This window comes from Sphaerisporangium dianthi, from assembly GCF_042654065.1.
Lineage (GTDB): Bacteria > Actinomycetota > Actinomycetes > Streptosporangiales > Streptosporangiaceae > Sphaerisporangium > Sphaerisporangium dianthi.
On sequence record NZ_JBHSFP010000015.1, the window covers coordinates 26,077 to 48,036 of the forward strand.

A 21,960-nucleotide genomic window follows, 5' to 3' on the forward strand; every position below is an offset into this window, starting at 1 on the left:
GAGAGGCCACCCGGCACGATAAGGGCATGGATGATCTCGCGGCGGCTCGGAGCGGTCCTGACGGCGATCCAGCGCGTGCCAGAGGCTCCCGTGGTCTGGCGGAGGCGTGGGCGGGCGTCGCCGGTGACTCGGCGGCGGCCCGCGCCGTCGGCGCCGAGCTGATCGCGCGCTGGTCGGAGCCGCACCGGCGCTACCACACGCTCGGCCATCTGCGCGCGGTGCTCGACGCCGTCGAGCCCCTCGCCGGCTTCGCGGCCGACCCGGTGGCCGTGCGGCTGGCCGCGTGGTTCCACGACGCGGTGTACGACGGGCGGCCCGGCCGGGACGAGGAGCGCAGCGCGCAGCTCGCCCGGTCCCGGGTCGCCCGTCTCGCCGGCCCGGCGGCGTCGGCGGCCGAGGTGGCGCGCCTGGTGCGGGTGACCGCCGGGCACGACCCGGCGCCGGGCGACCGGAACGGAGAGGTGCTGTGCGACGCGGACCTCGCCGTGCTCGCCGCCCCCGGCTACGACGCCTACGCCCGCGCGGTGCGCGAGGAGTACCGCCATGTGCCGGACGAGGCGTTCAGGGCGGGCCGGGCGCGGGTGCTGGAAGGCCTGCTCGCCATGCCGGCGCTGTATCGCACCCCGCCCGCACGGGAACTGTGGGAGCGCGCGGCCCGGAGCAACCTGCGGGCCGAACTGGCCGGCCTGCTCACGAGCCGGCGCGGCGCCGGCGGCGGAGCCCGGCCGCGATGAGGCGTCTCACCAGGGTCTGGGAGGACACCGCCTCGGCGCCCAGGCCGACGGCCCGGTCGTACACGGTCTCGGGCACGTCGTAGTGATCGCGGTCGAACGCCCGCGGCGGCACGCCGAGCCGGGAGGCGAACGCGTGCAACTCCTCCAGCGAGGCGTCGCTGACCAGGTGGGACCACAGCAGGCCCCGCGGCCCCGGCCAGTTCGGCGGATCGATGAGCACCGTCACACAGGGGACGATATCGGCCCTCGCAGGCACGGCCGGCGCCGCCTCGGGACGGCCGGCGCCGCCGGGAGTGTTCGGGACGGCCCGGTGTGACCGGGAGTCCTTGGACGGCCCGCGTCGCCGGGAGTGCCGAGGCGTGGTCACAGGCCCAGGTCGTCGAGTTCCTTCATCAGGGCGGCGCGGGAGGGGTCGGTGGAGGTGGGCCGGTGCTGCCCGTGCGGCGTGGCCGCCCCCAGCGGACGGGCGGTGGCGCCGCTCACGGGGGGCGCCGTCGCGGCGCGCGGACGCCGCTCGCGGAACAGCCAGCCGCCGAGGATGCCACCGGCGAAGCCGAACAGGTGCCCCTGCCAGCTGAACTCGTCGGTCGGCAGCAGTCCGGTGAACTGGTAGGCGAAGCAGAGGGCCATGACGAGGCCGACCACGATGTCGATGCGGTGCCGGTCGAAGATGCCCCGGACCAGGATGTAGCCGAAGTACCCGAAGACCACGCCGCTCGCGCCCGCCGTGACGCTGTTCGGCCCGGCGACGAACCAGACGCCGAGCCCGCTCGCCGCCGCGATCAGCGCGGTCACCCCGAGGAACCTGACCACTCCCCGGTAGGCGGCGAGGAAGCCGAAGACGAACAGCGGCCCGGAGTTGCCCTCGATGTGCTCCCAGCTCCAGTGCAGGAAGGGCGCTGTGACGATGTCGGGCAGCCGTGCCGGATCGCGGGCGACGATGCCGAACGACCGGCTCAGGGTGTAGGCGGTGACCGAATTGAGGATCTGGAGGACCCAGATCAGCGCCAGGAACCCGACCATGACCCAGAACGCCTTCCGCGCCTCGGCGATCATGATCTCGGCCGTCTGCTTCTCGCCGCCCACCGTGCCTCCCTGGTCACGCGCCCGCGCGGGACCGTCGCGACCGGATGGCCGCCGGGCCGGATCACCGTCCGGGCCGTCCCCCGTGGTTCCGCCCGCACATCTTCGCAAACGCCGTGCCGCCATGGCCACCGCCCGCCGCACATGTGCGGCGGGCGGCGACGGAGCAGGGGAAGGGGGCCGGCGTGCCCGGGGGGCGTGGCGGCGGCCCGATGTCAGCCGCTCGCGCGCTCCAGGACCACGATCGGGATCTCGCGGTCGGTCTTGGTCTGGTACTCGTCGTACTGCGGCCAGGTCGCCGTCATGAGCCGCCACAGCTCGGGCTTCTCCTCCGGCGTCGCCGTACGGGCCCTCGCCCGGAACCGGTCGCCCATGACCTGAACCTCGACCTCCGGGTGCGCCTGCAGGTTCTGGTACCAGTCCGGCGACTTCGGGGCGCCGCCGTACGAGGCGACGATGATGTAGTCGTCGCCGTGCCGCTGGTAGATCAGCGGATTGACGCGCTCGGCGCCGCTGGTGCGGCCCGTGGTGGTGAGGAGCAGCACGGTCGTGCCGTTCCACTCGTGCCCCTCTTTGCCGTCGGTGGCACGGTAACGCTCGACGTGCTCTTTGCCGTAAAGCATATGAATTGCCCCCTAAATCGCTGGACGTCCGATGCCTACCCCGAATCGCCGGGATGATCCGCCGGTCGGGTGAGATCACCGTGGTACAAGACGGGACGCCCGAGGGGCAACCGGAGCCGGTCGCGGGCACGAATAGCAAGGGGGTGGTGAGATGACCCGATGCCTCGTGACGGGCGCGACCGGCTACATCGGCGGCCGGCTGGTGCCCGAGCTGCTGGACGCCGGGCACTCCGTGCGGTGCATGGCCAGGGCGGCCGGACGCCTGCGCGGCCAGACCTGGCGCGACCGGGTGGAGGTCGCCGAGGCGGACGCCGCCGATCCGGTGGCGACGCGTGCCGCGCTGGAGGGCGTGGAGGTCGCCTACTACCTGATCCACACCATGGCCGCCGGCCGGGACTTCGCCGAGCGCGACCGCGTGGCGGCGGGCACGTTCGCGGCGGCGGCCAAGGACGCGGGGGTGCGCCGCATCGTGTACCTGGGCGGTCTGGCCCCCGCCGAGCGGCCCTCGCCGCACATGCGCTCACGCGCCGAGGTGGAGACCGTCATGCTCGCGTCCGGGGTGCCCACGGTGGCGTTCCGGGCGTCGGTGATCATCGGCTCGGGTTCGGTGTCCTTCGAGATGCTGCGCCACCTGACCGAGCGGCTGCCGATCATGACCACGCCCCGCTGGGTGCGCACCCGCACGCAGCCCATCGCGATCAGGGACGTGCTGCGCTACCTGGTGCGGGCGCTGGACATGCCGGAGGGGATCAACCGGGCGTTCGACATCGGCGGGCCGGACGTCCTGACCTACGCCCAGATGATGCAGGGCTACGCGGCCGCGGCCGGGCTGCCTCCGCGGCTGGTCATCCCGGTGCCGTTCCTCACGCCGAACCTGTCCAGCCACTGGGTGGGGCTGGTAACCCCCGTCCCCGCGGGCGTGGCGCGGCCGCTGGTGGAGTCGCTGCGCAACGAGGCGGTCTGCCGTGAGCACGACATCGCCCGGTACATCCCCGACCCGCCGCAGGGGCCGACCTCCTTCGCGCGGGCCGTGCGGCTCGCCCTGCTGCGCATCAAGGAGGCCGACGTGGCGACGCGCTGGTCCTCGGCGTCGACGCCCGGCGCGCCCAGCGACCCGCTGCCGACCGACCCCGACTGGGCGGGCGGCAGCCTGTACGTGGACGAGCGCACCAGCATGGTGGACGCGCCCCCGGAGGCGCTGTGGCGGGTCATCGAGGGCATCGGGGGCGGCCACGGGTGGTACTCGCTGCCGTTCGCCTGGTGGATCAGGGGCCTGGCCGACCGCGCGGTCGGCGGCGTGGGCCTGCGCCGGGGCAGGCGCGACCCGGCGCGGCTCCGGGTCGGCGACGCGCTGGACTTCTGGCGGGTGGAGGAGATCGAGCGGGGCCGCCTGCTGCGGCTGCGCGCCGAGATGCGGCTGCCGGGCCTGGCCTGGCTGGAACTGTGCTGCCGTGTGGAACAGGGCAGGACCGTGTACGGCCAGCGGGCCATTTTCCATCCGCGCGGGCTGCTGGGCCATCTGTACTGGTGGGCGGCGTACCCGTTCCACGGGCTGATCTTCGGCCGCATGCCCGCCAACGTGGCGCGCGCGGCCGCCGCGATCTCCGGCGCTGTAAGTTTCACCGGGGAACCGGATGTCGTGCCTGCTCAGGTGGTGAAACACGAGCGTTCCTCCTGACAGGTCCTGTCGCGGGCGGTGGGCCCGGCCTAGGGTCGCGAGCAGTTGGGAGCGCTCCCATTGGCCCACCCCCCGGAGGCAAGATGAAACGCCGAGCACTGAGAGCCCTCACGGCCGTCCTCGCCGCCGTGGGCTCCATCCTCATGACGGCGGTGATCGCCGGCCCGGCCCGCGCGGACGTCACGATCTGCGAGAAGTACGGCGCCACCACCATTTCCGGCGGCAGGTACGTCGTGATCAACAACAACTGGGGCGACGACACGCGCCAGTGCATCAACGTCACCTCGAGCGGGTTCACCATCACCGAGGGCAACCACAACAAGCCGCAGAACGGCGCCCCCGGCTCCTATCCCGCGGTCTACGCCGGCTGCCACTACGCCAACTGCAGCTCGGGCAGCAGCCTGCCCATGCGGGTCAGCGACAGCAGGTTCGCGAGCATCCAGACCAGCGTCAGCATGACCTACCCGTCCAGCGCCGGCGTCTACGACGCGGCCTACGACGTCTGGTTCGACCCGACGGCACGCACCGACGGGCAGAACACCGGGGCGGAGCTGATGGTGTGGCTCAACCACACCGGGCAGGTCCAGCCGGTCGGCAACCGGGTGGGGACGGTCAACCTGGCGGGCGGCACGTGGGACGTCTGGTTCGGCAACATCGGCTGGAACGTCGTGTCGTACGTGCGCACCTCGCCGACCAGCTCGATCAGCTTCAACGTGAGCACGTTCTACAGCGACATGGTCAGCCGCGGCTACGCGCAGAACTCGTGGTACATCACCAGCGTGCAGGCCGGCTTCGAGCCCTGGGTCGGCGGCACCGGCCTGGCCGTGAACAACTTCTCCTACAGCGTCGGCGGGGGCGGCGGCGGCGACACGAGCCCGCCGAGCGCGCCGTCCAACCTGCGGGCCTCGAACGTCACCTCCAGCGGTGTGAGCCTGGCCTGGAACGCCTCCAGCGACAACGTCGGCGTCACCGGGTACGACGTCTACCGCGGCTCCACTCTCGTCGGCACCGCGAGCGGCACGTCCTACAACGTCACCGGGCTGTCGGCCTCGACGGCGTACTCCTTCTCGGTGCGGGCGCGCGACGCCGCGGGCAACACCTCCCAGGCCTCCAACACCGTCTCGGTGACCACCTCCTCCGGTGGTGGCAACAACGGCGGCTCCTGCCGGGTCACCTACTCCAAGAGCGAGTGGGCCGGCGGATTCACCGCCAACGTCACCGTCGGCAGCGCGAACGCCGTCAATGGCTGGACGGTCGCCTTCACCTTCCCGGGCGACCAGAGGATCACCAACGCCTGGAACGCCACCGTCTCCCAGAGCGGCTCGTCCGTGACCGCCAGGAACGTGGACCATAACGGGTCGATCCCGGCGAACGGCACCACCTCGTTCGGGTTCCAGGGCACCTGGTCGTCCAGCAACGCCTCGCCGACCGGCTTCACCCTCAACGGGACCGCCTGCACGGTGGGCTGATCGGGAGTCCGCGGGGAGGGGGTGATCCCGCCTCCCCGCGGAGACGATCCCGCGTCCCGCGGTGGCGATCCGCCCGCCCGCGGCGGCGGGAGAAGGGCCGGGTACGGCGCGCCCCGTACCCGGCCCTTCCGCGTCCGCGCGCCGTGGCCCGCGTTCCGGGCCGATGCCACGTGCGCACCCCGCTCCGCCTCCCCCGTCATGCCGGGGACGCCCGCCGCGGAGAGGGACGGGGAGCCCTCGGCCATGCCAGGTCTTTGCGGGGATGCGTCATTACGTAGACGGATATATCGCTCCTGCGGGAGACTGTCGTGATTGATCATTGGCCGAGCGGGAGCGGCCGGCGTGGCCGCGACGGTCCCGTTCCCGACGCGTTCAGCGGAAGGGCATCGCATGAGCCCGAGCCTCATGACCGGGACGGACCCAGGAGCGTTCCGGCTGCGGCGCGACACCCGCGACCTCCCGCAGAGGGTCGCCGAGCTGGCGGGCGCGCTGCCGGCGCGCAAGCTGGCGACCGTGCTCGCCGACGCCAACCGCACCGCCGTCCGCAAGGGCGCGACGACGGCGTTCGGCTCGATGTCCCCCAAGCCGGCCGACTGGTACTGCTTCGACAGTGGGGACGACGACACGCCCGACTGGTATCCGCAGGGGATCGCCGGCAGCTCCGAGGCGGGCCGCGGCGACCCCCAGGTGTTCGCGGTGACCTGGTACTGGAAGCCGGACGGCACGACGACCGAGCGCGGCGTCCGGGTCTCCTTCCTCAGCACCGCCACCCGCAAGTACCGGCACGTCCTGCTCGTCGAGCCCGTCAAGGGCGCCGACTACAAGGTGATCAACATCCACGCCGGCGGCATCGCCTGGTACGGCGACCTGCTCTACGTCGTCGACACCAACCGCGGGATCCGTGTCTTCGACACCCGGCACATCTACGAGGTGCGGGGTGACGACGACAAGGTCGGCCTGCGCGGCGGCGGGTACCACGCCTTCGGGTACCGGTACGTGATGCCGCAGGTCGACGCGTGGAGCGGCAGCGGCTCGGCCCGGTTCTCCTTCGCCGCCGTCGACCGGACCCTGAACCCGCACATGCTCGTCTCGGGCGAGTACGTGGACCCCGCGGACGAGCCGGGGAAGGCCGGGCGGGTGGCGCGATGGCATCTCGACGCCGGCGGCGGGCTCGCGGCCGGGGCGGACGGGCTGGCTCCCGCCGCGCACGCCTTCACGCTGCCGGCGGCCAAGATCCAGGGCGCGCTGTCGCGCAAGGGACGCTGGTACCTCAGCCAGGCCGCCTCGTCGGTCAAGAACGGCTCGCTCCTGGTCGTCGCCGACGGGCAGCCGCCGCAGGTCCGCAGGTTCCCGATCGGCCCCGAGGACCTCACCTGCTGGAACGAGAAGAACCAGCTCTGGAGCCTCACCGAGTTCCGCGGCCGGAGGGTCCTGTTCGCCGTCCCCTTCTGACCGAAGGTGACGCGGGGCCTCCCGCCGCGGCCGGCTTGACGGCCTTGCAGGCCGCTTGCCCGGACGGCGTCAAGCGGCGGTCAATGGACCTGCAGGTGACCGGCCCTATCTCTTGAGTGTGCAGAAAGCCCTGGACGAAACGGACCAGGGATGGCAAGCCATCACACTCAGGAGACAACGATGAAGCGAACCCTCCTCGGACTCGCCGTGGCCGCCGTGGCGGGCCTCTCCGTCACCGTCCCCGCGACGTCCGCCTCCGCCGCCTCCGGCGACTTCGGCCCCGACACCTGCCGCGAGGGCTTCGTCTGGCGCGAGGCCCGTCCCTCCGACCACGTCTGCGTCACCGGCGCGACCCGCACCCAGACGCGCTCGGACAACGCGGCCGCCGCCGGGCGCTGGACCTCCGGCGCCTTCGGGGCCCACACCTGCGTCACCGGCTACGTCTGGCGGGAGGCCTTCAGCGGCGACGACGTGTGCGTCACCCCGGCGGTGCGCCGGCAGGCCGCCCTCGACAATGGGCAGGCCGCCGACCGCAAGGTCGCCGCCCGCCTGTGGATCAACCGGTACACCGTCCCGCCGCGCGACAACGGCGACGGCACCTCGACGTCGACCTCCGTGGACGACATCCCGCGGATCAAGCTCAGCGGCGACCACTACAACTTCGGCCAGGTGCGCCTCTACCTGCGCTACAACACCGGCCGCACGTTCTGGACCGGCACCGTCGCCGCCACCGCGCACGGCGGCTTCGCGGGCGGCAGCTTCGGCAAGAAGACCGGCGCCTTCGACTGCTCGCGCGCAGGCAAGGCCCCCAACGGCTACGCCCAGGCCTACGACGTGCTGTCGGGCCGCTGGTCGGCCCGCGTCCCCGTCACGATCGGCTGCGCCGTCCTGTGACCCGGCCGCTCGGTCACCGGTCCCCGGCCCCGCACGGGGGCCGGGCGGGGCGTTCTCCGGTGCGTCCCGCAGCCGACCCTGAGGGCCGACCCTGACTCGTCCCTGAACTCGCGCCGCGGGCCCTGCGCGGCCCGGTGCGGGGATCTAGCCTGAGGTCATGGCTCGAATCCTTCTCCTCATAGCCGCCGTGATCGTCGGCTTCATGCTGCTCGGCACCGTCATCGGCTTCATCGCCGGCATCCTCAAGTGGGCGCTCATCATCGGCGTCGTCGTCCTCGCGTACATGGCCTTCTCCCGCATCCTCCGCTCCCGCCACTCGGAGTGAGGTGACCGCGGGGACGCGCCGCGGGTCACGGCCGGCGGGGGCGGTGGCGCGACTCTGAGAGGTACTGGCCGACGGCGTCGCGGGTGGTGCGCAGGGCCTCGTTGGAGACCTCGGACGTGCGCTGCGCGACGCCGACGAACACGTAGTCGACGATCAGCAGCTGGCTGATCCTGCTGGCGAGCGCGCCGGGCCGGAAGGCGGTCTCGCGGCCCGCGGAGATCAGCACGTGGTCGCAGACCTCCGCCAGCGACGAGCGCGGGTTGTTGGTGATCGCCACGGTGGTCGCCCCCGCCTTGCGGGCCAGGCGCACCGGTTCGAGGACGTCGGGCGTCTCGCCCGTGCAGCTCACCCCGACCGCGACGTCGCCTGCCTTGAGCAGCACCGCGCTGGTCAGCGCGAGATGCGCGTCGGTGAAGGCGTGGGAGGACAGGCCGATGCGCAGGAGCTTCTGCGCCATGTCGGCGGCGACCAGCCCCGAGGCGGCCACACCGTAGACGTCGACCCGGCGTGCGCCGATGATGGCGTCGACCACCTCGCCGAGCCGCTCGGGGGACAGCTGCGCGGCGGTGTCCTCGATGGCCTCGCGCTCGGCCCTGGCGACCTTGGCGATCACGTCGGACAGCGGGTCGTCGGGGGCGAGGTCGCCCGGCACGAGCCGGTCGGGGCCGTGACGGGTGGCGGCGGCCGCGGCCAGCGCCAGCCTGAGCTGGGCGTACCCGGAGAATCCCAGAACGCGGGCGGTGCGCACGATGGTCGCCTCGCTGGTCGAGGAGGCCGCGCTGAGCTCGGTGATCGTGCTTCGGGCGACGGTCGCGGGGTCGTCCAGGATGAGCCGCGCGATGATCTGCGCGGACGGTGTCAGCGAGGGGAGCACGGCCCGCACCCGGGCGACCAGGTTCTCGGGGGTCGAGCGTTGCGGGTCGATCATGCGGTTCCTTTTCTGTTACCGACACATTACTCAATCCTGGTCATGACGACCCCCTCGTCGAGGTCATTTTGTGTCGTTCCAGAACTCAGCGGCCGGTGAGCCACTCCGCGGCGGCCAGCGCCGACACGCGGGAGTTGCCGTTGGTCGCCAGATGGACGGCCCCCGCCGGCCGGCCGGGCAGACCCGTCTCGATCACGATGGCGTCCGGCCTGCGCCCGAGGATCTCCGCGAGGCCGCGCCGCATCCATTCGTGCCGGTGGGCGTCATGCGTGACCACCACCAGCGGCGCCTCGCCCGGTTCGCGCAGGACGGGCGGCGCGTCCCGGCCGGGGGTGAGGACGGCGCGCTCGGTGCCGGGCAGCAGCCGGGCCAGCGCCTCGCCGGGCCCGTACGGCAGGGCGCCGCCGATCGCCTGGTGGGGCCGGGCGGTCATCTCGACGACCTGCGGCGGCCGTTCGAGCACCGGCCGGCGCGGCGCGATCCCGCCGGCGGCGGTGACGCGCAGCGCCCGCCGGGCGGTGTCCAAACCGAGCCGCGAGACGCCGTGACGCGGGTCCCGCTCGATCGTGTCCGCCTCGGTGCTCTTCGCGGTCTCGTGCCAGGCCGCGAGGTCGCGCACCCGGCCGGCCGCCTCGGCCAGCCGGGCCTCGGCCAGGGCGCCCTCGTGGACGGCGCGGACGATGCCCTCGCGCAGCGCTGTGACGCTCTCGCCGCCGGAGGTGGAGGCGCCCACGCAGATCGCGTCGGCGCCCGCGGCCAGCGCGCGCACGGCGATCTCGGGCGGGGGCAGGAGCGCGGCGACGGCCTTCATCTCGATCGCGTCGGTCACCACCATCCCGGAGAAACCCAGCTCCTCGCGCAGCAGGCCGGTGAGGACGCGGTGGCTGAGGGTGGCGGGCAGCTCGGGGTCCAGGGAGGGGACCATGAGGTGCCCGCACATGACCGCGCGCGCCCCGGCGGCGATCGCGGCGCGGAAGGGCGGCAGGTCCCGGCGTTCCAGCAGGTCGCGGGAGGCGTGCACGGTGGGCAGCGCGAGGTGGGAGTCGGTCACGGTGTCGCCGTGCCCGGGGAAGTGCTTGGCGCAGGCCGCCACGCCCGTGCTCTGCAGGCCGGTGATCCAGGCCGCCGAGTGGCGGGCGACGAGCCCGGCGTCGGCGCCGAAGGAGCGTATGCCGATGACGGGATTGTCGGGGGTGGCGTTGACGTCCACGTCGGGCGCGTAGTCCAGGGTGACGCCGGCCGCGGCCAGCAGCAGGCCGATCTCCCGGCCGGTCGCCTCGGTCACGCCGGGGTCGTCCAGGAGGCCGAGGGCGGCGTTGCCGGGCCACGAGCTGCCGGTCGTGGCCTCAAGGCGCGTCACCGTCCCGCCTTCCTCGTCCACGGCGACGACCACCCGCGGATCCTCCTCGCGCAGCCGCCGGATCAGCCCGGCGGTGTCTTCGGAGATGTTGCGGGCGAACAGCACGACGCCGCCGAGGCCGCCGGCGATCTGCCTGAGCAGCCAGCCGGGCGGGGTGGTTCCGTCGAACCCCGGCTGGAGCACCGTGGCGGCCAGGCGGTCGAGATCGGGACTGTGCGGCATGCGGGGCTTCCGGTGGTTGTGACCAGTTTCGCCACGGATGTGGCAATGTGCGACTTTCCGCATATCTTCTAGGAAGATTTCCTTCATTGGCTCCCGGTTAGGTCACGGCCTGATGACAACTTTCTTCAGATCCATTGATCCATTGGAAGTTATCTGCCATCTTCGCGCCTGGGGCCGCGGCGGGCGGGCATGTCATGGCCGTCCGCGCGGCCTCGCCACCGGAGCGCTCCAGGGGCCCCCGCCCGCATGCCCGGCGCCGGAGGAAGCGACGCCGTCACGCCGTCTGGAGGCCGCATGAACAGCCGTCCCGTGACCCGCAGGGCCGTACTCGGCGGCCTCGCCGCGGCGGCGTTGAGCCCCGTCGCGCTCGGAGCGGCGCGGGCCGGGGCGCCGGCCTCGCGCATCGGCGCCGTCCCGCTCACGGGCCCGCGGGACGCCTCGCCCGGCGGCGGCGAGCCGCACGGCCACTCCGAGCGCCAGATGCGCGGGATGTGGATCGCCTCCGTGACCAACATCAACTGGCCCTCACGCGCCGGACTGCCCGCCGAGCGGCAGAAGGCCGAGTTCGCGTCCTGGCTCGACTACGCACGTTCGCACCGGCTCAACGCGGTGTTCGCGCAGGTGCGGCCGGCGGCCGACGCGTTCTGGCCCTCCACCTACGAGCCGTGGTCGCAGTACCTCACCGGCGTCCAGGGCCGCGACCCCGGCTACGACCCGCTCGGCTTCATGGTCGAGGCCGCCCACGAGCGCGGGCTCGCCTTCCACGCGTGGTTCAACCCCTACCGCCTGTCGATGCAGGCCGACCTCGGCCGGCTCGTCCCCGACCACCCGGCACGCCAGAACCCCGCCTGGCCCGTCGCGTACGCGGGCAAGCTGTACTACAACCCCGGGCTCCCCGAGGTCCGGGCGTTCGTCCAGGACGCCATCATGGACGCGGTCGAGCGGTACGACATCGACGGCGTCCACTTCGACGACTACTTCTACCCCTACCCGGTCGAAGGCCAGGAGTTCGACGACGCCGAGGCCTTCGCCGACCACGGGGCCGGATTCCCCGACAAGGCGGCCTGGCGGCGCCACAACGTCAACCTGCTGATCAAGGAGATGAGCGAGCGCGTACGCGCCGCCAAGCCCGAAGCGCAGTGGGGCGTCAGCCCCTTCGGAGTCTGGCGCAACGCCGCGAGCGACCCGCTCGGCTCGGCCACCTCCGCCTCCCAGTCCTACGACCAGCAGTACGCCGACACCCGCCTGTGGGTGAAGCGGGGCTGGCTCGACTACATCGCGCCGCAGCTCTACTGGAACATCGGCCTGCCCGCGGCCGACTACGCGGTGCTCGCCCCGTGGTGGTCGCAGGTGGTCGCCGGCACCCGCACCCAGCTCTGGATCGGGCAGGCCGCCTACAAGGCGGGCGTCGCCGGGCAGCCCGCCGCCTGGCAGGACCCGGCGGAACTGTCGCGCCACCTGACCCTCGGCCGGGACCATCCCGAGATCGGCGGGGACATCTACTACAACGCGGGGGACCTGCGCGCCGACCGGCTCGGATCCACCACCCGGCTGCTGGAGGACCACTACACCCGGCCCGCGCTGCCGCCGGTCCTGCCCCGCCTGGCCTCCGGCGCCCCGCCGCGGAGCCCCGCCCTCACCAGTGCCCGCGCCGGCGCCGAGGGCGTCACCCTGTCCTTCCACGCCACCGGCCGCGCCGAGCCCCGGCTGTACGCGGTCTACCGGTTCGACGAGGAGCGCCCGTCGCCCGCCGGCACGCCGGCCCCCGATCCCGCCGGCGGGCGGACGCCGGCGCCGGCGTCGAGCCCGTCCGCCTCAGGAGCGGACGCGGCCGGCCGCGACGACGGCGACCCGGAGACGCCGGCGGCGCACCTGGTCGCGGTGGTGCCCGGCGGGCGCGGGGCGGAGTTCACCGACCCCGGCGGACGGCGGGGCTCGCGCTACCGCGTCACCGCCCTCGACCGCGCCAACCGTCAGAGCCTCCCCAGCCCCTGCCTCCGCGCCCGCTAGCAGCCGGCGCGGTCGGGCTCGCCGTCGCCGCAGGACTTCCGCTCCGGCCCCTCACGGCGTACTAGGCGATGTCGAGGGTCGATCCGGGACGGGCCACCGCGATCTCGCCGGAGTAGGACCGCCTGGCCGCGTCCTCGACGGCGTCCGGATCGGATCCAGGCAGCAGGTGGGTGAGCACCAGGCGCCGGACGGCGGCCTTGGCGGCGTTCTGTCCCGCCTGCCGCGCGCTGGACATGTAGGGGGCGGCGTCGGCGGGCACGTGCTCCGCGTAGCTCGCCTCGGCCAGGAAGACATCGGCGTCCCGCGCCAGATGCGCCAGATCAGGGCTCGGCCCGGTGTCACCGGTGTAGGCGAGGACGCGCCCGCCCGCCTCCAGTCGCAGGCCCGCGTTGGGCACGTAGTGCGGGAGCGCCCAGGTGCCGACCAGGAAGGGGCCGACCTCGAGACGCCCGCCGGGCGTGAAGTCGTGCAGCCGGTAGGCGTCCGCGAGCGCTCTGCCCTGGTCGAGCGCCAGCACGGGATCCACCGCGCCGGGCGGCGTGAAGATCGCGAGCGCGGACGCGGGCGGGGGCGCGTCCCTGAACGTCCGCGCTCGCAGCAACGGGTTCAGGTCGGCGCAGTGGTCCGGATGACCGTGGCTGACCAGCACCGCGTCGACGTCGTCCGCTCCGGTGTGCTCCAGCAGGCGCGGCAGCGTGGCGTACCCCGGATCCACCAGCAGCCGGAAGCCGTCGTGCTCCACGAGGTAGCCGCTGCACGCCTGCCCCGCCGCGGGCCAGGCGCCGCAGCCGCCCAGCACGGTGATTCGCATGCCACACCCTTTCGGTTTCCGATGGAGTTCAGTGCCGCGTCCGGCCATTCGGCGAGGACGGCGGCGGCGTCAAGTGGCGAGGAGGCGGCGGTGAGCGGCCTCGGCCTCGGGCGCCGGGACGCCGTGCCCGCCGGGGAGGGCGGCGCGCAACGCGAGCGCGGCCGCGCCGGCGGCCCCGTCGCGCGCCAGGACGACCGGACGGCCGGCCAGGGACCGCAGGAACCGTTCGGCGACCAGCGTCGGACGGGTCAGCAGAGACCCGGCCAGCACGACGGGCAGGCTCGTGTCGTCCCCGCGCACCGCCGCCAGGGTGCTCGTGAGGTGACGGGCGGCGTCGTCGACGATGGACAGCGCCACCTGGTCGCCTTCGCGGGCCGCCGCCTCCACGACCGGGCTCAGCCTGCCGAGCCGCGCGGGCTCCCCGTCGTACACCGCGGCGATGATCGCCTGGGCGAGCGCCTCGCCCTGCGGGCCGCCGCCGGGCGGGGCCCCGGCGCGGCCCGGGCCGGGAGCCGGATCTTGGAGGGTGGGGACGACGAGGCCGGTGAGCGCGGTGGGGCGGCCGCGGCCGTCGATCGCGGCCAGGGCCGCCTGCACGGCGCGGCGGCCGATCCACACCCCCGACCCCTGGTCGCCGAGGAGCCACCCGTAGCCGTCGCACCGGCGGACCATCGCGCGGTCCTCGACGCGGGCCGCCACCGCCCCGGTGCCGGCGATGACGACGCTGCCGCTCGGCTCGGGGGTCGCTCCGGCGAAGGCCACCAGGATGTCCGGGACGATGACGGGGCGCCCGGGCAGGCCGGCCGAGCGCCAGGCGTCCGCCGTGATCGCGTGCGCCTGCCTGCGGCCCGCCTCGCTGGCGCCGGCGAGCCCGAACACCCCGCCGGCGACGTCGCCGGGACCGAACCGCGGGCCGATCTGGGACAGCGCCTCGGACAGGGCGCGGGCGAGGTTGCCGCCCGGGTCGCGCGCCGAGCGCGGGTTGGCCCCTCCGGCGAGGCCCCGGGCGAGGATCTCGCCGCCGAACGTGGCGATCAGGCAGCGCGTGCTCGTCCCGCCGCCGTCGACGCCCACCACCAGCGGCTCCGCCGATCGCATACGTCCCCCAGATGACGATCTCCCAGGCAGTATAGGCTCCGCGTCCCATCGCGAGGCGGCGCGCGCGTCCAGAGGCGAAGATCAGCGGCCCGGATGTGGCAGGCTGCGTAGCTCCGGCAGGTGGCGACGGGGGAGCACGATGGGGCGAGAGCCTGTGGTGAGCGCGGGGGGACAGGCGAGCGGAGAGGCCGCCGCCTCCGAGCGCGTCGCACGCTGGGTCACCGAGATCTTCGCTCCGCAGGTGCTCGTCATCGCGTTGCCGCCGGTGGTCGGGCTGGCGTCCGAGGGCCCGGCGGGGTTCTGGTGGGGCCTTGTCGCCTCGCTGCTGTGCGGGGGCGTCCCGGCGCTGGTGATCGCGCTCGGCGTCCGCGCCGGAAGGCTCGACTCCCGTCACATCGTGGACCGCTCGCGCCGCACCGTGCCGCTGCTCGTGGCGGTCGGCGCGGTGCTGGCGGCGCTGGTGCTGCTGGCCGGCCTCGGCGCCCCGCGCCTGCTGGTGGCCACGGTGAGCGCGATGCTCGCGGGCCTGGCGGTGACGGTGCCGGTGACCATGCGCTGGAAGATCTCCTTCCACGCCGCCGTCTCGGCGGGCACCGTGCTCGTGATCGCCCGCGTCCTGCCCGCGGCGCCCACGCTCGCCGCCGGGGCGGCGGTCGTGGCGCTGGTCTGCTGGGCGCGCGTCCGGCTGGCCCACCACACCATCGCTCAGGTGGCCGCCGGGGCGTTCGCCGGGGCGGCCTCGTCCGCGGCCGTCCTCACCCTGTTCGGCATCTGAGGCGTCCGGCAGCTGAGGCCGGCTCCGGGCGGGCGCCTGATCAGCTCGTGTCCCTGGAGCTTCCCGCGGAGCGGAGACCCGCGGGTCAGGGGAAGGAGGGGGAGACGCGTTGCCACTGCGGGTCCCGGTACAGCACCACGGACGGGCCGCGCAGCATCTCGTCGGGCGCGGACAGCATGACCAGCTCGCCGGCGGCCTCCATCGTGCGCAGCAGGTCGCGTACCCGGGGGCCGACGGGCAGACGGCCGCGCGGCAGGCCGAGTGCCAGCCGCGCCTGGTCGGCCACCTCCGAGAGCCGGAACGGGCCGGAGAAGCCGTCGATGAGCCCGCGCACCAGCTCCAGCGTGATCACCTGCTCCGCTTCGCCGTGCGCGACCTCCCAGACGAGCTGGACGTTGCGGCGCCCGGTGGCGGCGCAGGCGGCGCAGCGGCGGACGAAGCCGGGAACGATCTCTTCGTCGGCCGAGCCCAGGCAGGCCGTGCACTGTCCGGTCTCCGAGGCGTGCAGTTCGGCGGCCGTCCGGTTGGGAAGAGGGACGCCGCATTCGCACCGGAACGCGCGGAAGGCGTGACCCTCGACCAGGGCGAGGTCATCGGCGTTCTCGGGAATCTCGTCCCATCGGGTGGTGATCGTATGCGTCGTCATCGCCCGTGACTCTACCCATGCCGTCGCACGTCCGCCGCCGGACGGGGAGGTTGCCGGGCCCTGGCGCCCGGAACGGCCGTGACCCCTGGTGCGGGTGCGTTTCGGTGGCACGCCGCAAGCAGGCCCGGGTGGAGGCGGCCCCTCTGCGGACATGCTTTTATTGAGTTCATGTCAAACCCGGCGATTCTGACCGTCGACGACGATCCTTCCGTCTCCCGGTCGGTGGCCCGAGACGTCCGCCGCCGTTACGGCGACCGTTACCGTGTCGTGCGCGCCGACTCTGGACAGGCCGCCCTTGAGGCGTTGCGCGAGATCAAGCTGCGCGGGGAGCAGGTGGCGGTCATGCTCGCGGACTACCGCATGCCCCAGATGAACGGCATCCAGTTCCTGGAGGCCGCGATGGACATCTTCCCGCGCGCCCGCCGCGTCCTGCTCACCGCCTACGCCGACACCGACGCGGCCATCGACGCGATCAACATCGTCGACCTGGACCACTACCTGCTCAAGCCGTGGAACCCGCCGGAGGAGAAGCTCTACCCGGTGGTGGACGAACTCCTGGACGCCTGGCTCGCCGCGCCCGACGAGACGATCACCGAGACCCGCGTCGTCGGGCACCGGTGGTCGGCGCCGTCGTTCGCGGTCCGCGACTTCCTCGCCCGCAACCTGGTGCCGTACCGCTGGCTGCCGGCCGACGAGGCCGAGGGCTGCCGGCTGCTGTCGGCGGCCGCCCTGACCCACGACGACGTGCCGCTGGTGGTCACTCCGGACGGCACCTCGCTGGTCAAGCCCACCGAGGCCGATCTCGCCGCGCACGTCGGGCTCACCACCACGCCGACCGAGGACTTCTACGATCTGGTCGTCGTCGGCGCCGGCCCTGCGGGCCTCGGCGCGGCGGTGTACGGCGCCTCCGAGGGGCTGCGCACCGTGCTGCTCGAGCAGCGCGCGACCGGCGGGCAGGCCGGTCAGAGCAGCCGCATCGAGAACTACCTCGGCTTCCCCGACGGGGTGTCGGGCGCCCAGCTCACCGACCGCGCCCGGCGGCAGGCGCAGCGCTTCGGCGCCGAGATCCTGACCACCCGCGAGGTCGTCGGCCTGGAGTCCGGCGGGTCGGCCCGGCTGCTGCGCTTCGGCGACGGCAGCGTCATCGCCGCCCACACGGTGGTGCTGGCCACCGGCGTCTCCTACCGCCTGCTGGACGCGCCGGGCCTCGCCGAGCTGACCGGGCGGGGCGTCTTCTACGGCTCGGCCTCCACCGAGGCCCCGAGCTGCTCCGGGCAGGAGATCTACATCGTCGGGGGCGCCAACTCCGCCGGCCAGGCCGCCGTGCACTTCTCCCGGTACGCCAAACGGGTGCACATGCTGATCCGCGGCGGCGACCTGCGGCGGTCGATGTCGCAGTACCTCATCGGCCAGATCGAGGACATCGACAACATCGAGGTCCACCCGCACAGCCAGGTGATCGGCGGCGAGGGCGCCGAGCACCTGGAGCGGCTGACCGTCTGCGACCCGCGCTCAGGGCAGGCCCGGACGGTCGACACCTCGTGGCTGTTCGTCTTCATCGGCGCCGAGCCGCGCACCGACTGGCTGGGCAAGGCCGTCGTCCGTGACGATCGGGGCTTCGTGGTCACCGGAACCGACCTGCTGGCCGACGGCCGCAGGCCGCCCGGCTGGACGCTGCCCCGCGACCCCTACCACCTGGAGACCAGCATGCCGGGCGTCTTCGCCGCGGGCGACGTGCGCGCCGACTCGGTCAAGCGCGTCGCCTCCGCCGTCGGCGAGGGCGCCATGGCGGTGTCGTTGATCCACCGCTACCTGGAGACCCCATGAGCGAACCGGCCGCGGACCTCGGATGCGGCGACAATGGCGCGGAGCGCCTGACCGCCGAGGAACTGCGCACCCTCTTCCTGTTCGAGTCGCTGACCGACGACCAGCTCGCCCTGTACGTCGCGAACGGCCGCGTGGAGCGCTACCCCGCCGCCGCCCGGGTGTACGAGGAAGGCCGGCCGGCGACCTGCTTCTACGTCCTGCTCAGCGGCACGATCGCGCTGTCGCGCCGCATCCAGGGGGACGAGGTCGAGCTCAACCGCACCGAGCAGCGCGGCGTCTACGCGGGCGCCACGCAGGCGTATCTGGGCGAGCGCGCCGACCAGCAGTACCCGCACAGCATGCTCGCGGTGAGCGACGTCGAGCTGTTCTCCCTGCCCGCCCAGGTGCTCGCCACGTCGCTGCGCGAGTGGTTCCCGATGGCGACGCACCTTCTGGAGGGCATGTTCCTGGGCCTGCGCGCCAGCCAGACGATCGTCGGCGAGCGTGAGCGGCTGCTGGCGCTCGGCTCGCTGTCGGCGGGGCTGACCCATGAGCTGAACAACCCGGCCGCGGCCGCCGTCCGGGCGACCGCCGTGCTACGCGAGCGGGTCGCCCACATGCGCCACAAGCTCGCCATGATCGCTGACGGACGGCTGGACGCCAGCGGCCTGCACGGGCTGGTCGAGCTGCAGGAGGAGGCCGTCAAGCGCGCCATGAACGCGCCGCCGCTGTCGGCGATGGCCACCGCGGACGCCGAGGACGAGCTGAGCGACTGGCTCGACGAGCACGACATCGCCGGCGGCTGGGAGCTGGCCTCGACCCTGGTCGCCGCCGGCATCGACGCGCAGTGGCTCGAGCGCATCGCCGGCGCCGTCGGCGGGGAGAACCTGGAAGCGGCCGTGCGGTGGCTCACCTACACGGTCGAGACCGAGCAGCTGATGTGCGAGATCGCCGAGGCGGTGACCCGCATGTCCACGCTGGTCGCCGCGGCCAAGCAGTACTCCCAGCTCGACCGGGCCCCCTACCAGACCGTCGACGTGCACGACCTGCTCGGGGCGACGCTGACCATGATGCAGGCCAAGATCCCCGAAGGGGTCCGCATCGTCAAGGAGTACGACCGCACGGCCCCCTCGATCCCCGCCTACGCCGCCGAGCTCAACCAGGTGTGGACGAACCTCATCGACAACGCCTTCTCGGCGATGCGGGCGGAGGGCGGGACGCTCACGGTGCGCACCGGGCATGACGCCGAACGCGTCTTCGTAGAGATCGCCGACACCGGGCCCGGCATCCCCGCCGCGATCAGGCCGCGCATCTTCGAGCCGTTCTTCACCACCAAGCCGGTCGGCGAGGGCACCGGTCTCGGCCTGGACATCTCCTACCGCATCATCGTCAACAAGCACCATGGGGACATCCGGGTGGAGTCCGAGCCCGGCGACACCCGCTTCCGCGTCCTGCTGCCGATCAACCCGGCCGAGTCCTGAGCCGCTCGGCGCCCGGCCGACCCCGCCTGAGCCATCCCGGCCTGGCCTGCGGCCCGCTGAGCCCACGCGGGCCCACCCGACCGGCGAGGACCGGCAGAGCCCGCCGCGGCGTCCTCCGCCGCGCCGGGCCCTCGCCGAGCGGATCGCCGCCTCCGGGGCGGAGGCGGCGGCCGCCACGCCGGCGTCGCGTCCTCCGCCCTCGGGCGCGGACGTCCGCGCCCTGCCGGGTCAGCAGTTTCCGGCTCTGAAGTGCCAGACGCGCAGCATCGCGCGGGGAACCTTGCCGAGGCATCCGCCGGTGTCGCCCAGGTACTTCCAGGCGCCGCCGCCCCGCTTGCGCCAGACGTGCGGGCCGTCCTGGTAGGAGACCGGATCGCCCTTGATCCCGATGGAGCCGACCGCCCAGTAGACGTCCTTGGCGGACGTCGCCCCGGTGATCTTCCCGTAGTAGACGGACGTGGGGCCGTCGACCTTGCCGTGATGGGACGGCCGCAGGCTCCGCCGGTAGGCGGCGGCGAGTGCGGCCCGGGTCTTGCCCGAGAGCTTGAGGTTGACGGCCCTGCCCGCCGCCCCGGCGCCCGTCGCGGCGAAGCCCGCCGGCGCGGCGGCGGACGTCACGGCGGCGGGCGTCGCGGCGAGGGCCGGCGCCGCGGGGCTCGCCGTCGAGATGATGGCGGCCCCCGCCGCCAGGCCGACCGCGGTCGCGAAGGATCTCCTCAGCGGTGTCATCCGTCTCCGTTCGTTCCGTTCGTTCCGCTTGCTACATGGACAGGCAGGAGCGGACGCCGTAGGCGGCGCCACGGTCGAACGCGGCGATCCGCTGGCGCGCGCTGCCGTGATCGCCCGGCTTGGTCCACCGGGTCTCGTCCGCCATCGCCCGGAGCGCGTCGGCGATCTCCTCCACGTCGCCCTCCTCGAAGCGCAGCGTCCCGTCCGCGGCGGCCCCGTACAGCGCCGCGCCCGCCAGGCAGTCGGCCTGCAACTCGGCGGCCCGAGAGACGAACAGGACGCTCAGATGCGCCTGCACGGCGTGTCCCCACTCGTGGGCGATGACGTCGTACACCCATGCGTCCCCCGAGCGGTATCCGCGCCTCATGAGGTCGGTGTCCCAGGCGATGTAGCGCCCGTTGTGGCAGTAGAAGGCGTTGTCGTAGGACAGCCGCTTGTTCCCGCAGTAGGGGGCGGACCTTCCGCTCCGCGAGTAGCCGCCGAAAATGTTCGGCGTGTAATAGCGGCCGGTGAAGTACTGCGACCAATGGGCCGCCCAGAAGCGGTCCACGACGTACAGCGCCGTGTTGATATCCGACTTCATGCCGTCCATTTCGCGGCTGTGCGCCAGGACGTCCCGCGACCCGGCCTTTCCCGTGGCGGACGCGTGTGCCGTGCCGCCGCCGGCGAACATCGTCGCGGTGGAAAGGACGGCGAGCGCCGTCCATGCCGATAGTCGTCTTCGCATTCCGTGGATTCCCCTCCCCGGACATCGGACCCCCAAATGAGGGTAAATGCGCCGTCCGGGCGAGGGAACGCTGACAGTGGTGTCAATTTCCCGCGTCCGGAAAGGTCAGGGGACGCGGCCTCCTCAGGCCGGGGCCGCGCCGGCGCAGAGCTCGGCGAAGCGGCGGGCGTCGACGTTGCCGCCGGAGACGATCACGCCGATGCGCCGGGGGACGTGCTCCAGCCGGCCGGCCAGCAGCGCGGCCAGCGCGGAGGCGCCGCTCGGCTCAATGACGATCTTCAGCCGCTCGAACGCCAGCCGCATCGCCGCGCGGATGTCGTCGTCGGAGACCAGCGCGATCTCGTCGACCAGCCGCCTGTTGACGGAGAAGGTCAGCTCGCCGGGAATGTCCGCGGCCTGGCCGTCGGCGATCGTGCGCGGGACGGGGATGGACACCCGCTCGCCCGCGCTCAGCGACCGCTTGGTGTCGTCCCCCGCCTCCGGTTCGACGCCGACCACGCGGATCGTCTTCCGCAGGCCCTTGGCCGCCGTGGCGCTGCCGGCGATCAGCCCGCCCCCGCCGACCGGCACGACCAGCGCGTCGAGTTCGCCGACCTCTTCGATGAGCTCCAGCGCGGCCGTGCCCTGGCCGGCGATCACATGCGGATGCTCGTACGGGGGGATCAGTGCCAGGCCGCGCTCGGCGGCGAGCGCTTCGCCGATCGCCACCCGGTCGCCGGTGTAGCGGTCATAGGTGATGACCTCCGCGCCGTATCCGGCGGCGGCGTCCATCTTGGACCGGGGCGTGTCCTCCGGCATGAGGATCACCGCCTGGCCGCCCAGCTCACGGGCGGAGAGGGCGACGGCCTGGGCGTGGTTCCCCGAGGAGTACGCGGCGATGCCCTTGGCCAGTTGCGCGGGCGACAGCCGCGAGACGGCGTTGTACGCGCCGCGGAACTTGAACGCGCCGACGCGCTGGAAGTTCTCGCACTTGAGGAACACCTCCGCGCCGACCAGGGCGTCCAGGGTCCGCGAGCGCAGCACGGGCGTGCGGTGCGCGACGCCTTTGAGCCGGGCCGCGGCGTCGTGGACGTCGTCCAGCGTGACCGGAAGCGCGTTCGTCATGCTCG

The 21,960-nt window shown here is 73.4% G+C and carries 21 protein-coding genes; 10 read left to right on the top strand and 11 right to left on the bottom strand.

What is annotated here, in order from left to right:
* Positions 1 to 26: 26 nt before the first annotated feature.
* Entirely contained in the window at positions 27 to 734 is a 708-nt protein-coding gene (locus ACFO60_RS21500; RefSeq protein ID WP_380842749.1) for an HD domain-containing protein, read from the top strand.
* Here ACFO60_RS21500 and ACFO60_RS21505 read toward each other — a convergent pair.
* The 3 genes from ACFO60_RS21505 to ACFO60_RS21515 form a co-directional block, all read right to left on the bottom strand.
* Positions 691 to 960: a DUF4031 domain-containing protein gene (locus tag ACFO60_RS21505; protein WP_380842751.1), complete on the bottom strand. Its 270-nt coding sequence runs from the start codon at positions 958 to 960 to the stop codon at positions 691 to 693. The two genes, ACFO60_RS21500 and ACFO60_RS21505, sit on opposite strands and share 44 nt — an antisense overlap.
* 137 nt (positions 961 to 1,097) lie before the next feature.
* Positions 1,098 to 1,820 (bottom strand): rhomboid family intramembrane serine protease, encoded by a 723-nt coding sequence (locus ACFO60_RS21510; RefSeq protein ID WP_380842753.1) that lies wholly within the window; start codon positions 1,818 to 1,820, stop codon positions 1,098 to 1,100.
* Positions 1,821 to 2,032: 212 nt separating this feature from the next.
* Entirely contained in the window at positions 2,033 to 2,440 is a 408-nt protein-coding gene (locus ACFO60_RS21515; protein WP_380842755.1) for a nitroreductase family deazaflavin-dependent oxidoreductase, read from the bottom strand.
* A 151-nt stretch (positions 2,441 to 2,591) separates the two neighbouring features.
* Here ACFO60_RS21515 and ACFO60_RS21520 point away from each other — a divergent pair, with 151 nt between their 5' ends.
* The 5 genes from ACFO60_RS21520 (at position 2,592) to ACFO60_RS21540 (ending at position 8,258) form a co-directional block, all read left to right on the top strand.
* A complete protein-coding gene (locus tag ACFO60_RS21520) occupies positions 2,592 to 4,118 on the top strand; it encodes an SDR family oxidoreductase (protein WP_380842757.1) in 1,527 nt (508 codons plus the stop codon).
* An 83-nt stretch (positions 4,119 to 4,201) separates the two neighbouring features.
* Positions 4,202 to 5,587, top strand: a complete 1,386-nt coding sequence (locus ACFO60_RS21525; protein ID WP_380842759.1) for a GH12 family glycosyl hydrolase domain-containing protein — start codon at positions 4,202 to 4,204, stop codon at positions 5,585 to 5,587.
* 390 nt (positions 5,588 to 5,977) lie between these two features.
* Positions 5,978 to 7,039, top strand: coding sequence for a hypothetical protein (locus tag ACFO60_RS21530; protein WP_380842761.1), 1,062 nt, complete (start codon positions 5,978 to 5,980; stop codon positions 7,037 to 7,039).
* Between the two features lie 180 nt (positions 7,040 to 7,219).
* Positions 7,220 to 7,933, top strand: coding sequence for a hypothetical protein (locus ACFO60_RS21535; protein ID WP_380842765.1), 714 nt, complete (start codon positions 7,220 to 7,222; stop codon positions 7,931 to 7,933).
* Positions 7,934 to 8,090: 157 nt separating this feature from the next.
* Positions 8,091 to 8,258, top strand: a complete 168-nt coding sequence (locus tag ACFO60_RS21540) for a hypothetical protein (protein ID WP_380842767.1) — start codon at positions 8,091 to 8,093, stop codon at positions 8,256 to 8,258.
* Positions 8,259 to 8,283: 25 nt separating this feature from the next.
* Here the strand turns inward: ACFO60_RS21540 and ACFO60_RS21545 are convergent, their stop codons facing one another.
* The gene (locus ACFO60_RS21545; protein ID WP_380842769.1) at positions 8,284 to 9,186 is read right to left on the bottom strand and encodes a MurR/RpiR family transcriptional regulator; all 903 of its coding nucleotides are present in this window, start codon (positions 9,184 to 9,186) and stop codon (positions 8,284 to 8,286) included.
* An 85-nt stretch (positions 9,187 to 9,271) separates the two neighbouring features.
* A complete protein-coding gene (locus tag ACFO60_RS21550) occupies positions 9,272 to 10,768 on the bottom strand; it encodes a glycoside hydrolase family 3 protein (RefSeq protein WP_380842771.1) in 1,497 nt (498 codons plus the stop codon).
* Positions 10,769 to 11,062: 294 nt separating this feature from the next.
* Here ACFO60_RS21550 and ACFO60_RS21555 point away from each other — a divergent pair, with 294 nt between their 5' ends.
* Positions 11,063 to 12,778, top strand: coding sequence for a glycoside hydrolase family 10-like protein (locus ACFO60_RS21555; protein WP_380842773.1), 1,716 nt, complete (start codon positions 11,063 to 11,065; stop codon positions 12,776 to 12,778).
* Positions 12,779 to 12,839: 61 nt separating this feature from the next.
* Here the strand turns inward: ACFO60_RS21555 and ACFO60_RS21560 are convergent, their stop codons facing one another.
* The gene (locus ACFO60_RS21560; RefSeq protein ID WP_380842775.1) at positions 12,840 to 13,589 is read right to left on the bottom strand and encodes an MBL fold metallo-hydrolase; all 750 of its coding nucleotides are present in this window, start codon (positions 13,587 to 13,589) and stop codon (positions 12,840 to 12,842) included.
* 69 nt (positions 13,590 to 13,658) lie between these two features.
* Positions 13,659 to 14,687: an N-acetylglucosamine kinase gene (locus ACFO60_RS21565; protein ID WP_380842777.1), complete on the bottom strand. Its 1,029-nt coding sequence runs from the start codon at positions 14,685 to 14,687 to the stop codon at positions 13,659 to 13,661.
* A 139-nt stretch (positions 14,688 to 14,826) separates the two neighbouring features.
* Here ACFO60_RS21565 and ACFO60_RS21570 point away from each other — a divergent pair, with 139 nt between their 5' ends.
* Positions 14,827 to 15,462 carry a hypothetical protein gene (locus ACFO60_RS21570; protein ID WP_380842779.1) on the top strand — a complete coding sequence of 212 codons (636 nt, stop codon included), beginning with the start codon at positions 14,827 to 14,829 and terminating at the stop codon, positions 15,460 to 15,462.
* A gap of 85 nt (positions 15,463 to 15,547) precedes the next feature.
* Here ACFO60_RS21570 and ACFO60_RS21575 read toward each other — a convergent pair whose 3' ends face one another.
* The gene (locus tag ACFO60_RS21575; protein WP_380842781.1) at positions 15,548 to 16,108 is read right to left on the bottom strand and encodes a hypothetical protein; all 561 of its coding nucleotides are present in this window, start codon (positions 16,106 to 16,108) and stop codon (positions 15,548 to 15,550) included.
* 168 nt (positions 16,109 to 16,276) lie between these two features.
* Between ACFO60_RS21575 and ACFO60_RS21580 the strand changes: the two genes are divergently transcribed.
* Entirely contained in the window at positions 16,277 to 17,935 is a 1,659-nt protein-coding gene (locus ACFO60_RS21580; protein ID WP_380842782.1) for an NAD(P)/FAD-dependent oxidoreductase, read from the top strand.
* Entirely contained in the window at positions 17,932 to 19,395 is a 1,464-nt protein-coding gene (locus tag ACFO60_RS21585; protein ID WP_380842784.1) for an ATP-binding protein, read from the top strand. The genes ACFO60_RS21580 and ACFO60_RS21585 overlap by 4 nt, the downstream gene beginning before the upstream one ends.
* Positions 19,396 to 19,623: 228 nt before the next feature.
* Here the strand turns inward: ACFO60_RS21585 and ACFO60_RS21590 are convergent, their stop codons facing one another.
* The 3 genes from ACFO60_RS21590 to ACFO60_RS21600 form a co-directional block, all read right to left on the bottom strand.
* Entirely contained in the window at positions 19,624 to 20,124 is a 501-nt protein-coding gene (locus ACFO60_RS21590) for a hypothetical protein (RefSeq protein WP_380842786.1), read from the bottom strand.
* A 31-nt stretch (positions 20,125 to 20,155) separates the two neighbouring features.
* Positions 20,156 to 20,851, bottom strand: coding sequence for a neutral zinc metallopeptidase (locus tag ACFO60_RS21595; protein WP_380842788.1), 696 nt, complete (start codon positions 20,849 to 20,851; stop codon positions 20,156 to 20,158).
* Between the two features lie 123 nt (positions 20,852 to 20,974).
* A complete protein-coding gene (locus tag ACFO60_RS21600) occupies positions 20,975 to 21,955 on the bottom strand; it encodes a threo-3-hydroxy-L-aspartate ammonia-lyase (protein ID WP_380842790.1) in 981 nt (326 codons plus the stop codon).
* Between the last annotated feature and the right edge of the window lie 5 nt (positions 21,956 to 21,960).

What these genes read in the sequence shown, in the direction of transcription:
- ACFO60_RS21500 (WP_380842749.1), top strand. Translation starts at nt 27, where the DNA reads ATGGATGATCTCGCGGCGGCTCGGAGCGGTCCTGACGGCGATCCAGCG.
- ACFO60_RS21515 (WP_380842755.1), bottom strand. Translation starts at nt 2,440, where the DNA reads ATGCTTTACGGCAAAGAGCACGTCGAGCGTTACCGTGCCACCGACGGC.
- ACFO60_RS21520 (WP_380842757.1), top strand. Translation starts at nt 2,592, where the DNA reads ATGACCCGATGCCTCGTGACGGGCGCGACCGGCTACATCGGCGGCCGG.
- ACFO60_RS21525 (WP_380842759.1), top strand. Translation starts at nt 4,202, where the DNA reads ATGAAACGCCGAGCACTGAGAGCCCTCACGGCCGTCCTCGCCGCCGTG.
- ACFO60_RS21530 (WP_380842761.1), top strand. Translation starts at nt 5,978, where the DNA reads ATGAGCCCGAGCCTCATGACCGGGACGGACCCAGGAGCGTTCCGGCTG.
- ACFO60_RS21535 (WP_380842765.1), top strand. Translation starts at nt 7,220, where the DNA reads ATGAAGCGAACCCTCCTCGGACTCGCCGTGGCCGCCGTGGCGGGCCTC.
- ACFO60_RS21540 (WP_380842767.1), top strand. Translation starts at nt 8,091, where the DNA reads ATGGCTCGAATCCTTCTCCTCATAGCCGCCGTGATCGTCGGCTTCATG.
- ACFO60_RS21545 (WP_380842769.1), bottom strand. Translation starts at nt 9,186, where the DNA reads ATGATCGACCCGCAACGCTCGACCCCCGAGAACCTGGTCGCCCGGGTG.
- ACFO60_RS21550 (WP_380842771.1), bottom strand. Translation starts at nt 10,768, where the DNA reads ATGCCGCACAGTCCCGATCTCGACCGCCTGGCCGCCACGGTGCTCCAG.
- ACFO60_RS21555 (WP_380842773.1), top strand. Translation starts at nt 11,063, where the DNA reads ATGAACAGCCGTCCCGTGACCCGCAGGGCCGTACTCGGCGGCCTCGCC.
- ACFO60_RS21560 (WP_380842775.1), bottom strand. Translation starts at nt 13,589, where the DNA reads ATGCGAATCACCGTGCTGGGCGGCTGCGGCGCCTGGCCCGCGGCGGGG.
- ACFO60_RS21565 (WP_380842777.1), bottom strand. Translation starts at nt 14,687, where the DNA reads ATGCGATCGGCGGAGCCGCTGGTGGTGGGCGTCGACGGCGGCGGGACG.
- ACFO60_RS21570 (WP_380842779.1), top strand. Translation starts at nt 14,827, where the DNA reads ATGGGGCGAGAGCCTGTGGTGAGCGCGGGGGGACAGGCGAGCGGAGAG.
- ACFO60_RS21575 (WP_380842781.1), bottom strand. Translation starts at nt 16,108, where the DNA reads ATGACGACGCATACGATCACCACCCGATGGGACGAGATTCCCGAGAAC.
- ACFO60_RS21580 (WP_380842782.1), top strand. Translation starts at nt 16,277, where the DNA reads ATGTCAAACCCGGCGATTCTGACCGTCGACGACGATCCTTCCGTCTCC.
- ACFO60_RS21585 (WP_380842784.1), top strand. Translation starts at nt 17,932, where the DNA reads ATGAGCGAACCGGCCGCGGACCTCGGATGCGGCGACAATGGCGCGGAG.
- ACFO60_RS21590 (WP_380842786.1), bottom strand. Translation starts at nt 20,124, where the DNA reads ATGACACCGCTGAGGAGATCCTTCGCGACCGCGGTCGGCCTGGCGGCG.
- ACFO60_RS21595 (WP_380842788.1), bottom strand. Translation starts at nt 20,851, where the DNA reads ATGCGAAGACGACTATCGGCATGGACGGCGCTCGCCGTCCTTTCCACC.
- ACFO60_RS21600 (WP_380842790.1), bottom strand. Translation starts at nt 21,955, where the DNA reads ATGACGAACGCGCTTCCGGTCACGCTGGACGACGTCCACGACGCCGCG.